Here is a 12,340-nt window from a genome sequence, read left to right on the forward strand (position 1 = left end):
CATGGAGCAAAAAAAATACTTTGATATCCTGCAGATTTATAGAGGGATTGCGGCATTGTTGGTTGTTGTTCACCACACATATGCCTCTTTTGCACATTTTAATCATCTTGATATTCCCGCTTTAGAATTCATTGCAAAAATAGGAAAATTAGGAGTCGATTTTTTCTTTATCCTCTCAGGGTTCATTATCACCTATACCACTTTTAAATACAGGGGAGACAAGACTTATATTAAAAAATATGCCTTCAACAGGATAATCAGGGTGTACATTCCGTACCTCCCGATTTCTTTAGGGATGATCGCTCTTTATTATTTTTTACCTAGCATCAGTGCGGCAGACCGCTCGATGAGTCTGCTGACTTCTCTTACGCTGTTACCTCATGGGAATCCTGCCTTATCAGTCGCTTGGACATTGATATTCGAGATGTTTTTTTACTTTGTATTTTCACTTAATTTCATTTGGAAAAAAGGGTGGTTCTATTTCCTTGCTTTATGGGTTTTAGGAATCATTGCATCTGCAATAATTAAGTTGGATCTTAGCCATCCTATTCTGAAAGTCATCTTCAGTCTTTATAATCTTGAGTTTATTATCGGTGTGCTGGTGGCTTATCTCATTAAGTATAATTTTAAAATCAAATATACTTATCTGTTATCAGCATCGGTATTGGTTTTAATTGTTTTTTTAATTGTTAAATATCTGAATATCAATATTTTTCCATTCTTTCAAAATCTGTTGTTTGCTTTCTCTGCGTCTCTTTTTGTTTTTCTAGGCGTGTTGTATTGGAACAGAAAAATAAGTACACGTAATTTATTTATGATGATAGGGAATTCGAGTTATTCGTTATACCTGTTGCACAATCCGTTACAGAGTATTTTGGTGAGGATTTTCCCCAAAAACGAGTCACAATTGATTGTTTTTACAGAATTTCTAACGGTGGTCACCATCATCACTATAATTAGTTATATTTATTATGTAATTTTTGAAAAGAAAGTCATTGCATTAATCAAAAGTAAAGTCGATATTTATGTTGCTTGATGTTATTTACATCCCAATCATCATTATGTTGGGCCTCGGTTTTATTAATATTTTCAGGGATGAACTTTCGGATTATGATGAGCTGATGCTCAAAAGGCTGTTTTTCTTTCACTTATTAATGGGCGCATACTTCTGCTTTTTTATCTTAGGAGATGCCGTTGGGTATTGGCGCGTTCCAAAGACCTACAATTTTGAAACCTTCAAAAATGGTTTGTTTAATGGGGAAGGTACCATGTTTATGTATGCCTTTAACTTTTTGTTTTCCAACCTTTTAAACATGTCTTATCTGTCCAATACACTGCTGTATTCACTGTTTGGTTTTATGGGACTTACATTCTTTTATGTAGTAGCAATCAAGAATGTTCAGTATAATAAAATGATCAATGGATATGTCTTGTTTCCTCTCATTTTCTTTTTGCCAAACCTCAATTTCTGGAGTGCGGGCGTAGGAAAGGACACACTCTTATTTCTCTGTATTGGTATGTTTGTCTATGGATTGATGAAACCTTTTAAAAGAATCCCCTTGTTGGCATTTGCGGTATTGATATCGATGGCAGTAAGGCCTCACATCACATTGTTTTTGATGGTGGGATTCGGGTTGGCATACGTAATGGGTGGCAAAGTCTCTCCTTTTCAAAGATTTCTATTTTCAGCGGTGATGATAGGCATTGGAATTGCCATTTTGCCAACGGTAATGCAGTTTGCCAAAATTGAAGAAGCCTCCGCCGACGGTTTTGATAAGTTTGCAACCAATAAAGCAGCAGTTCTCAGCCGTGGAACAACAGGATCAGCGATCGATATCTCATCCTATCCGTTTCCACTCAAAGTCCTGACATTTTGGTTCAGACCTTTGTTTTTTGATGCCAGAAATATCAATGGACTCATTGCATCAGCAGAAAATCTAGTCCTGTTGCTTGTCTTTATAAAAGCGATGAGAACCAATCCTATTGGCGCTTTCAAAGCAGCACCATTCGTAGTAAAAGGACTCGTCTTTTTTGTGATGGTCGGGACGCTGGCTTTTTCCCAATCGTTGGGCAATCTTGGGATTATGATCCGGATGCGGAATATGTTTTTACCAGGATTAATTATTTATATGATGTGGATCTTCTCGTATGAACAGCAGATGATCAGGAACCAAAAGAAGCAATTAAAAAAATAACATGAAAAGAAAATGGTCGGGATTTCCCGTTTTTCTTTTGATTTACCACGTATTATTCGTTCTTGTGACCTGGCATTACAGTCAGCATAACAAGGGCGATGCTTACAGATATTGGCACCCCGATAGAGCATGGAACGAGTATCTGCACGCAGGAACCGATGTGATAAAATTCATCAATTATCCATGGTCAAATATGTTCCACCTTCCTTTCTGGGCAGGATTTGTAGCTTACAGTTTGATTGGTTTCTGTGCCATCTATCAACTTTACATTTTTTCCCTAAAATATATCGAACCCAAAAATGATGGACACAGATATCTGTTGATGTTCGTCTTTTTACTGCCAAATTTACACGTCTGGACCTCCATCATCGGCAAAGAGCCAATCGTCTTCTTGGCAATCACGTGGATTATCATCAATCAAGTCAAAGGCAGATATACAAATTTGCAGTATGTTTTGGGATGGGTGTTATTAATCCTGATTAGGCCACACGTGGCGATGTTTCTGTTAATGGCCATTGCTTTCGCATTGGTTTTAAAAGATAGGGGATTTGGGTGGAAAAAATTAGCAATCACGACCGCGAGTATAGGTTTTTCCCTAGGTTTGTATTTGATGACTATGCATCTTCTGGACCGTAATCCCTTTGATGTGACCACCATTCTGGAAAGAAATGATGCCTCCTTGGTCGCTTTTAAAAGAGCTGGTTCTTACGTGCCGATGATCAATTACAATGTGTTTGAAAGGGTTTTTGCCCTTAATTTCCGACCTCTCTTTACGGACTCTGTATCTTTATATTCATTGATCATCAGTGCTGAAAACTTCCTGATATTGATTTTGCTAAGTGGTGCAATGTTAATTTATGTCCTTCGTCCAAAATCAATGAGTCTGGACTTATTTGGCAAAATAGCACTTTTGTTTTTCGTGATTTCATCCCTCTTTTTCATCCAACGCTATTCTTGCTTAGGGATTTTCGTGAGAACAAAGATGATGTACATGCCTTTCATCTTAATCACCGCTATCCAGATCATCAGTCAAGCAAAAAAAGCCGCTCAACATTAAACTTTCTTTAATATCGAACATTCATTAATGGTGCAGGATAAAATTCAACCTTTGTTCCCACGGCGAACTCCCCCTTTAGGGCCGGGGCGCACGTTCCCCCTTTAGGGCCGGGGGTGAATTTCTCATTTAACAATGGGTGGGGTACCCAAAAACCTACAGCAAACTCTCCAGACTGATGATAATAAGATCAATAAAGAGAATAAGTTCCAGGTATAAAATACGACCTTCCAGTTTGATGTGGTGGAAGTATTTTTTCGTGCGGTAGGTACGCATGGTGCGTTCACTGACGCCCAAAAGTGAGGAAACTTCATCCTCCGTCAGAAGCAGCTTTTGGTCAAAAATACGTTGTGTAAGCAGATGGTCGATCAATTGTTTGAGATCCAAAATCCATTCATTAATTTGGCTCTCACTGAAAAGTGAAAATGGTTTCATGATGGCTTGTGTTTTTATTACACTGAATTAATGAATTTTACCGAAAATATATTAAAAATGACGACAATTTGTGATTTTTTTTCAGTAAAATTATGGGTAAACATCCATGAACAATTTTTGTACTGTGCCTGCCACCCGTCCAAACTCCATCAGTTTCAACCTGTTACTATATCCAAAGCCTATCCAAAGCCTATCCAAAGCCTATCCAGAACCTATCCGGAGCCTATTCAAAGCTTATTCAATGCCTATCCAGAGCCTACCAGTAATAATTCAGGCGGCAAATTTCGGAAGTTTTGACGGCAAGGTCAGATCCGCATGATACCTTTGGGATGTTGAAACCCCCTAAAATTAATGTCATGGGAAAATTAAATGATTCTTTATTGTCAGGGTCCAGTGGCAGAACTGGACGACTTGTTGTGGCAAATGTTGCCGGAACTGAAATATTGAGAGTGCGACCTCGTAAAAAAACCACGCCGCCATCTCCAAAGCAACTCCTGATTCAGAACAGGATGAAAAAGTGCTATGACTTCATCCTGCCCTACAAAGGCTACGCCTCGGTATATTTTGGATACAGGCAAGGCATGAGATCCAGCTACAACCAGGCAATCACCAACTTGCTCAATGCATTCAAATTGGATTATGCACTAATGACGATTTCGCCTGATTTTCCAGAGATTGAGTTCTCACGTGGAAACCTTCTGGCAGCAGTGCCAACAGGAATAGATTCGGCAACAGTCGGTGCATTGTCGGTAGAGTGGTACAACAATTCGGGTGCTAACCCAGATAGACTGGCAGATCAGTTGCAATTGCTTTACTACGAGGAGTCGCAGAAATGTCCGGTGTTTTTAGAGAATTTGGGTGAACGGACAGATACCACCGTGACAGTACCCTTACCACCATACTTGTCTGGTAAGGAGCTTCATGTATGGATCGCATTCCGTTCCCAGGATGGTGTAGAGTCGTCGATATCAGCATATGCTGGCAGCGTTGTGATTCTGTAAATTATTGATTGCCCATGTTCTGACAGTTTATTTGGCATCCATTTAATCAATCCCATAGCTCTGGCGTGGGATTTTTTTTGGTTTTCCCATCCTTCCAATCCACGATCGCCAATACCTCCCTCCCTTTTGCTATATTTGCAAAAAATCTTCTTCAATGGCAAAACTCTTCCGTGTTACAACTGTTCCTATTTCTATAGAAAAACTTCTAGGAAAACAGTTGACTTTTATGAACCAGTTTTTTGAAGTCACCGCTATTTCTGCAGATCAAAATGAGCTGGAAAGAGTGGGGGAAGCATTAGGTGTCAAAACCCATGCCATTGAGATGACCCGTAAGATCACACCATTGCAGGACCTGACAGCACTTTGGAAAATGTACGCCTATTTTAAAAAGGAAAAACCGGACATTGTGCATTCCCATACACCAAAAGCTGGTCTTATTGGGATGTTGGCAGCGAAATTGGCAGGGGTGAAAATCCGATTGCATACCGTGGCTGGTTTACCACTGATGGAATCTACGGGCAACAAAAGAAAAGTACTAAACTTTGTAGAAAAGCTCACCTACAGCTGCGCTACAAAGGTGTACCCAAATTCGCAGGGCTTGTGTGATTTTATTCTGGAAGAAAAACTGGGAGAAGCGGATAAAATTGAAGTCATAGGCAATGGTAGCAGCAATGGGATAGATGTCCATCACTTCGATCCCCAATGGTTTTCTGAAAAATCAAATCAGAATTTGAAAAGACAGTTAAAAATATCGGATGATGACTTTGTGTTTGTGTTGGTGGGTAGATTGGTAAAAGATAAAGGAGTCAATGAATTGATTGGCGCTTTTAAAAACCTACAGCAGTCAAGTCCTAAATCGCTCAAACTTCTTTTGGTAGGACCCTTGGAGCAGGATTTAGATCCATTGTCTCAGGATGTACTTGATGAAATTGAGCAGAATCCCAATATCATCCCGGTAGGTTTTCAGAAAGATGTAAGACCCTATTTTGCCATCAGCAACTGCCTGGCGTTTCCGAGCTACAGAGAAGGTTTCCCTAATGTGGTTTTACAAGCTTTGGCCATGGGGATTCCAGCTTTGGTGTCGGATATCAATGGGTGCAATGAGATCGTCGAAAACAATTATAATGGCTTGATATTCCCTCCAAAAGATGAAGCTACTTTGCAGATTTGTATGGAAAAAATTCTGGATCAGCAGCTGTACACTGAGATTCAGTCTGCTTCCAGATCAAGTGTTGTCAAATACAAACAGGAGGTGATTTGGGAATTGTTAAAGCAGAACTACAGTCATCTCTTGAATTCTTAAAGTTTAGTGATTAATAATTATAATTGAATAAATTTATTGTTAATTTGTTCAATTTAATACGATTATATATTTTTAGTACAGATTGATTAATATTTTTTATAATTTTGTAAGCAGAAAAATATATGGTTATGAAAAATAAAATTCTATTATTTTTGATGATGGTGTTGGCCATTACGATGAATGGACAAACTACCACTTGGAATGGCACCTCTTGGTCTGCAGGAGTTCCCAGTTCTACAGTTGATGCCATTATAGCAGGAAATTACTCTTCTACTTTAAATGTAAATGTTAAGAACATCACTATTAATGCCGGAACAATATACACTATCCCTAGTGGATCTCGTCTGGTCATTTATGGGAATTTCGTAAATAACGGATCTATCATTCTTAACAATGATGCCATCGTTAGTCAGTTATCTGATACTTCTACCTATTCAGGTACCGGTACAGCAACTGTGCGCAGAATTGCAAATCTGAAAAGAAATGATTACAACTACTGGAGCTCACCTGTAACTGGGCAAAATTTATTTAATTTTTCCACGGGTACGCCAAGCAATTATTTCTACAAGTACAACGAGGCCAACGATAAATTTGTCACCACAGGTTTGACTGCTAGTTCTATTTTTGAACCGGGTATTGGATATGCAATTAGAGGAAAAAACACGTATTCACTTACAACGAGTGCACCCGACACCTTTTCATTTACAGGTGCTCTCAACAATGGAACTATCGTTGTTCCCTTAAAGAGGAGTGCGGGAGCGGACAAGGGCTATAACTTGGTAGGGAATCCATATTCTTCCAATATTGCTTTTAAGGTGCTTTTTAATAGTTTTGCAAATAAAAATTCTATCTTCAATAAGCAATGGTTTTGGAGCAATCTGAATGAATTAAAATATCAGCAAGGATCAAGCTACTCTGGTAATAATTATGCTACTTTTGTTTCTGGGGTGGGCGGGGTTGGTCCCAGCTATGTTTCAACTAATGTTGAAGAGGTGACCCTACGTCCTCAATCTTACACAAAACTTTCACAAGGTTTTATAGTGCAGGCAAAGTACAATAATGCACCTTTAACTTTTGCAAACTCTATGAGAGTTTCTACTGCTGGAGGAGCTATATTTTATAACAAAACAGCAAATCCAGATGGAGAAGCTGAAGGTGACGACGATCCAGAGCCAGTAGAGATAATAGACAGATATTGGTTGAAATTTATTAATCCGGATAATGTCGCCAATAATATTTTGATTGCCCATATTGCTGAAGCAACCAATGATTACGATGATGATTACGATTCGTCACTTTTTTCTCTTGGTAATGATGCATTTTATTCTGTGGTGGGTACCAATAAACTGCAAATACAGGCAAGAGCATTACCCATAGATAGGGCGGATGTGATACAGCTAGGTTATAAAAACTCAAAGGCAGGCAACTGTATTATTGCGCTTAATGACAAAGATGGTGTTTTCAAAAATGACTCAAAGGCGATCTATCTGAAAGATAAAATAACAGGCATCGTAACAAACCTTCAGGATGGCTATTATACGTTTTCAAGTGATCTGGTGACAGCACAAAACGAAACAAGATTTGAGATTATTTATGGCAATGCTGTGCTTGCCACGCAGGCGTCTGAGACAAGCGCACTGCTGGTGTACAAAAACAATAATGAGCTCGTTATCAAAGGAAATCAGAATATGACTTCTGTTGAGATCTACGATGCAGCAGGCAAATTAATCCGTCACCTTTCCAATAAGATGGCCAAAGAGATCCGCATAGATGCTTCAGCTTTTGTCAAAGGCATATATGTCTTGAAGATCACTTCTGATAAAGGAATCACCACTAAGAAAGTGATGTTGTAGATGTTTGTAAGATATCATCATAAAGAGCCAGCCTGCAAAGGTTGGCTCTTTTGTTTTGTACATAATAAAACCTATATTTTTTCAGGTATCAAATTTGGATCATATGGCTCAAAAAAGATGATTTCAATCATCTCATAGGCCATTCTGCCGAAATGGCACACGCTTTGCAAATTGTAAAAAATATAATTATAAACGAAAAATTTAACGATATGAAAAAATTGATTTTTGGAGCAGCGGTTTTAGTAACAGGATTATTATCTACGGCTCATGCTCAGATTCAGGAAGGAAACTGGATGGTAGGAAGTGGTATTATTTCAAGTAATTTTGGTCTGAATACAGGAGCTGGATACAGCATTGCATTACAGCCAAAAGCAGCCTATTTTATTAAAGATAATGTCGCTCTGGGTGCTTATGTAGATCTTGGAATTAGCAAAGAAACCAAAGGAGCTCCAACAGGTTTTGATTATGGTGTTGGTGCATTAGGACGTTACTATGTTTCTCCGGGAGAAGCAGGTGTAGACAACCTGCTGAATCACGGCCGTTGGTTCTTCGAAGGTAATTTGGGTGTAGGTGGTTATTCTGTAGAAAATGGCCCTTCCACAACAGGTCTTGATTTTGGAGCAGGTCCTGGATATTCCTATTTTATTACGCCTAATATCGGAATCGAAGGTCTCGTAAAATACAAAGGTAGAGCTGGATTCGGGAACGAAGGTTTGAACTCGAACATCACTTTCAATGTAGGTTTAAGTATCTACTTACCAAGCGGACAAGCAAAAAGAATTGCGAACGAAGCAAAATAATTCTTCATTTGAAATACAATAAAACCGGCATTTGTCGGTTTTTTTTATTAATTATACAGTATGGAATATATCAACACGGTTTACGCCGTTCTTCAGAAGTGGTACATTAGTTTTGCAGAGATTACACCCAGACTGATTGTTGGGATTTTGGTGTTTCTGTTTTTCCTGATGACCAGCACGTACCTCAGCAGATGGTCTGTCAAACTTTTTCACCAATTGTTCCCCAAAACAAAAAATGAATCCGTAGTCACACTGATTTCGGTATTCAAATTTCTGATTATCCTGATGGGGGCTTTTATCTCTTTGGAGATTATGGGATTTAGCGGATTTTTTATTAAATTTCTGGGAAGTTTAGGGGTTGCCGGTGTAATTGCCGGTGTGGCGCTTAAAGATCTGGTGTCAAGTATGTTCTCTGGTATGCTCGTAGGTGTTGATAAGGCCTTTAAAATCGGTGATTATGTCACCATCGGAGGTAATTCCGGAACGGTTCAGGATATAGGACTTCTCACCACCAAGTTAATTACAGATGATGGTAAAAAAGTATATATTCCCAACCAGGTCATCTTCAATTCACCATTTTTTAACATCACCGCTTCGCCGCAACGTAGGATCATTTTGGACTTCGAAATACCGGTCGGGGAAGATATTGTAAAAGCCAAATCCGTGATTTTGGATGAGATCAAATCACTGCAGCATGTGGATAAAACTGACGCTGTAGAAGTGGTTTTCACCAATGTAAAGCAGGGTGTCTTCACCATGCAAATTAAGTTTTGGCTGGAAATAGGTGGCAATTTCACCACTGTAAAAAGTAATGCAATTATGCAAATCAATGACCGGCTGATGAAAGAACATGTTAATCTGGTAACGCCCACAAGTATCAGCGTGGTACCACAACCATCTGGAGAAGATGACAATGCCTAAAAAAAAAAGAGAAGCCAATCAACTTGGTTTCTCTTTTTTATGATGATTAAGTTTTTTCTAAACTCTCCATTTTAAAATATTCTAATCAACTTCATACTCCAGCTTGATGGTAATCGTAGCTTCTTTATCCTTTGACGCGGTATTGTAGGTGCCACCATAAGAATAGTCCTCGTTGGAGTTGGGTGCTGTAATTTGGATCACACCCATGCTTGCTTTTTTCAAATTCCCAAGATCGCTTCCTGCATTTTCAGCGATTTTTTCTGCCCTTTCTTTAGCATCTTTGGTCGCATTAGCGATCATTTCCTGTTTCACGTCTGATAATTTGGTGTAGAAATATTGGGGCGATGAGGAAGTGAATTCGATTCCGCGGTTGATGATCTCTGTGATGTTTCTGGAAATACTTTCGATCTTGCCAACTTCTTTTGATTGGATAGACACACTTTGGGTCAGATTATAACCCGCAAATTCGCCTTGCTGATAAGTACCGTTAGAATCTGTAAAACTCCTGAACTGTTTCTGAATATCAACCGCCGAAAAAACCATCTCGTTTTCCTTCACACCTTTGGACTTTAGGTAGTCGTAGATGACTTTTCTGTCCACAGCCAAGGCGTCGTAAGCGGTCTTCAGCTCAAAGCTATTTTTGGAAAAACTCCCGGACCAGGAGATCAGGTCAGAGGTGAAAGTCTTGGATCCGAGTCCTGTGACAGAAACTGTATTTTCGAATTTATTTCTGTTTTTCACGGCGTTGCCTAGCAAAGCAGCCGCAATAATAAAAGCTAAAGCAGCAATCCCTACCGCAATGTATGTCTTCATAATTGTGTATTTTAAATCTGTTTGCATCAAATGTGATACCAGATTTTAAGATTTTATTAACATTTTAATTATCACAAGAATATGAAGAGCCTGTTGACATGTCGTCACATTGATTTTCCCGATCCTAACCGGCGTAGTTTTGACGGAAATTCTAAGGTATTTTTCCGCCCTTTAGGATCGGGAAAAGAAAATATCTTGGACATTATCTTGTTAATTCTTGATCAACAGATTCAAAGTAATTGCTTGATGTTTCAATGGGTGAACGTGTTTCACGGAAGGTGATGTTGAGGCTCGCAAAGCCCTATTAATTATTTGATTTCCTTTTCAAATTCCAGACTCACACCTTTCATTTCGCCGGGCATTGGCGGGATGGTTTTGGTTAGTCTGATTTTGATGAATGTCATTTGGGGAAACTGATTCTCGATTTTATGAATGATTCTGCCAATGACGTGTTCCAAAAGTTCTGACCGGATGGCCATCTCTTGATGGATGATGTCACTGATCTCAGCGTAATTGATAGTGTCGTTAAGATCATCAGATTGCGACGCTTTTTCCAGATCGGCGTGCACTTCCAGATTTACGAGGTAATGATTTCCGATCATAGCTTCTTCCGGCAAAACACCGTGGTAAGCATATATTTTTATGTCTTCTAAAATGATCTTTGATTTCATTCTTTAAAAATAGAAAAACTTTGACTAAGATTTCCAATTTTGACAAAACTTTCTGTCGTGCGAAGCTGCAATAGGGATAGTAGTGGAAATCCTTTTTCCGTGGTCTGAGCGGCCGCGAAGGCCACGGAAAAAGATTGCAACGGATAGCCCGACCCGAGCGGTGACTCTTCGAGAACCTCAGGATGACAATCTCTAGCGAGGGGATTGCCCAAATGATGGTACAAAAAAACCTCATCGGTTAAGACAAGGTTTGTGGTTTTTTATTTGATGCTTTTGGAAAGTTCCAGCATGGCTTCGATTGGTTTCAAAGCTTTCACGCGGATATCTTCATCCATTGTGATCTCCGGAAGCTCGTACTTCATACAGAGGTAGAGTTTTTCCAGCGTATTTCTTTTCATATAAAAACACTCAGAACAGTTGCAGCTTTCGTCAAAAACCAGAGCCGGAATCAGTTCTTTGTGTGGTGCGCGTTTTCTCATCTCGTGAAGGATGCCTTCTTCTGTTGCGATGATGAACTGCTGACAGTCGTCTTGTTCCACATAATTCAGAAGCGCAGAAGTGGAGCCAATGAAGTGCGCCAATTCCAGAACCGGAGATTCGCTTTCCGGATGCGCAATGAGTTTTGCATTGGGATGATCTGCCAATTGTTTGGCGATGCGTTCCATAGAAAAGGCCTCGTGTACGATGCAGCTGCCGTCCCAAAGGATCATATCGCGGCCGGTTTTTTTGCTGAGATAACGCCCAAGATTCTTGTCCGGAGCGAAGATGATCGGGCGGTCTTTTGGCAAAGCTTCGATGATCTGCTCTGCGTTGGAACTTGTTACGATGATGTCTGAAGCTGCTTTGGTTTCTGCATTACAGTTGATGTAAGTGGCAACGATCGCATTGGGATATTGCTCACGCATTTTGTTGAGACCTTCTGCGGAACAGCCGTCTGCAAGGGAACATCCAGCAAGTGTATCCGGCAAAACCACTTTTTTGGTGGGATTAAGGATTTTTGCGGCTTCTGCCATAAAGTGAACGCCACAGAAGGCGATCATATCAGCATCGGTTTCCTTGGCCTGTCTTGCCAATTGCAAAGAGTCTCCCAAAAAATCGGCAATATCCTGAATAGGTCCCGGCTGATAGTAATGCGCCAGAATGACGGCGTTTTTTTCTTTTTTAAGATCCAGAATGGCCTGTACCAAATCGTCTCCGGTTGGGATGGCAAATTCTTTAAGATCCAGAAAGCCTTTGACCGGCATATTATTTATCGCAGTGTCTAGTGTGTTTTTCATTTGTCTAATTAACTTTT

At 39.7% G+C, this 12,340-nt stretch carries 12 protein-coding genes; 8 read left to right on the forward strand and 4 right to left on the reverse strand.

The features are described from left to right. Window position 1 precedes the first annotated feature (1 nt). The 3 genes from F564_RS0117930 to F564_RS0117940 are packed head-to-tail and all read left to right on the forward strand — an operon-like array spanning window position 2 to window position 3,252. The gene (locus F564_RS0117930; RefSeq protein WP_161625954.1) at window positions 2-1,036 is read left to right on the forward strand and encodes an acyltransferase family protein; all 1,035 of its coding nucleotides are present in this window, start codon (window positions 2-4) and stop codon (window positions 1,034-1,036) included. Next, the gene (locus F564_RS0117935) at window positions 1,026-2,195 is read left to right on the forward strand and encodes a hypothetical protein (protein WP_028123773.1); all 1,170 of its coding nucleotides are present in this window, start codon (window positions 1,026-1,028) and stop codon (window positions 2,193-2,195) included. Before F564_RS0117930 ends, F564_RS0117935 begins: the two co-directional genes overlap by 11 nt. Window position 2,196: 1 nt before the next feature. After that, window positions 2,197-3,252, forward strand: a complete 1,056-nt coding sequence (locus F564_RS0117940; RefSeq protein WP_028123774.1) for a hypothetical protein — start codon at window positions 2,197-2,199, stop codon at window positions 3,250-3,252. 153 nt (window positions 3,253-3,405) lie between these two features. Here F564_RS0117940 and F564_RS0117945 read toward each other — a convergent pair whose 3' ends face one another. Next, window positions 3,406-3,684 (reverse strand): helix-turn-helix domain-containing protein, encoded by a 279-nt coding sequence (locus F564_RS0117945; protein WP_028123775.1) that lies wholly within the window; start codon window positions 3,682-3,684, stop codon window positions 3,406-3,408. 356 nt (window positions 3,685-4,040) lie between these two features. Between F564_RS0117945 and F564_RS0117955 the strand changes: the two genes are divergently transcribed. From F564_RS0117955 to F564_RS0117975, 5 genes are all read left to right on the forward strand, one after another. Beyond that, window positions 4,041-4,685: a DUF6266 family protein gene (locus F564_RS0117955; protein WP_154656925.1), complete on the forward strand. Its 645-nt coding sequence runs from the start codon at window positions 4,041-4,043 to the stop codon at window positions 4,683-4,685. A gap of 154 nt (window positions 4,686-4,839) precedes the next feature. Beyond that, a complete protein-coding gene (locus F564_RS0117960) occupies window positions 4,840-5,988 on the forward strand; it encodes a glycosyltransferase family 4 protein (protein ID WP_028123778.1) in 1,149 nt (382 codons plus the stop codon). A gap of 128 nt (window positions 5,989-6,116) precedes the next feature. Beyond that, window positions 6,117-7,841, forward strand: coding sequence for a T9SS type A sorting domain-containing protein (locus tag F564_RS0117965; RefSeq protein WP_161625955.1), 1,725 nt, complete (start codon window positions 6,117-6,119; stop codon window positions 7,839-7,841). A gap of 209 nt (window positions 7,842-8,050) precedes the next feature. Then, complete coding sequence (locus tag F564_RS0117970; protein ID WP_028123780.1) at window positions 8,051-8,641, forward strand: hypothetical protein; 591 nt, start codon at window positions 8,051-8,053, stop codon at window positions 8,639-8,641. Between the two features lie 60 nt (window positions 8,642-8,701). After that, window positions 8,702-9,562, forward strand: coding sequence for a mechanosensitive ion channel family protein (locus F564_RS0117975; RefSeq protein ID WP_028123781.1), 861 nt, complete (start codon window positions 8,702-8,704; stop codon window positions 9,560-9,562). 81 nt (window positions 9,563-9,643) lie between these two features. Here F564_RS0117975 and F564_RS0117980 read toward each other — a convergent pair whose 3' ends face one another. The 3 genes from F564_RS0117980 to nadA all read right to left on the reverse strand — a co-directional run bounded on the left by F564_RS0117980 (window position 9,644) and on the right by nadA (window position 12,323). Beyond that, window positions 9,644-10,375 carry an SIMPL domain-containing protein gene (locus tag F564_RS0117980; RefSeq protein ID WP_028123782.1) on the reverse strand — a complete coding sequence of 244 codons (732 nt, stop codon included), beginning with the start codon at window positions 10,373-10,375 and terminating at the stop codon, window positions 9,644-9,646. Between the two features lie 308 nt (window positions 10,376-10,683). After that, window positions 10,684-11,046 (reverse strand): dihydroneopterin aldolase, encoded by a 363-nt coding sequence (folB, locus tag F564_RS0117985; protein ID WP_028123783.1) that lies wholly within the window; start codon window positions 11,044-11,046, stop codon window positions 10,684-10,686. Between the two features lie 260 nt (window positions 11,047-11,306). Next, window positions 11,307-12,323, reverse strand: coding sequence for a quinolinate synthase NadA (gene nadA, locus F564_RS0117995; protein WP_028123785.1), 1,017 nt, complete (start codon window positions 12,321-12,323; stop codon window positions 11,307-11,309). Between the last annotated feature and the right edge of the window lie 17 nt (window positions 12,324-12,340).

Source organism: Epilithonimonas tenax DSM 16811 (genome assembly GCF_000428485.1).
Classification (GTDB): Bacteria; Bacteroidota; Bacteroidia; order Flavobacteriales; family Weeksellaceae; genus Epilithonimonas; species Epilithonimonas tenax.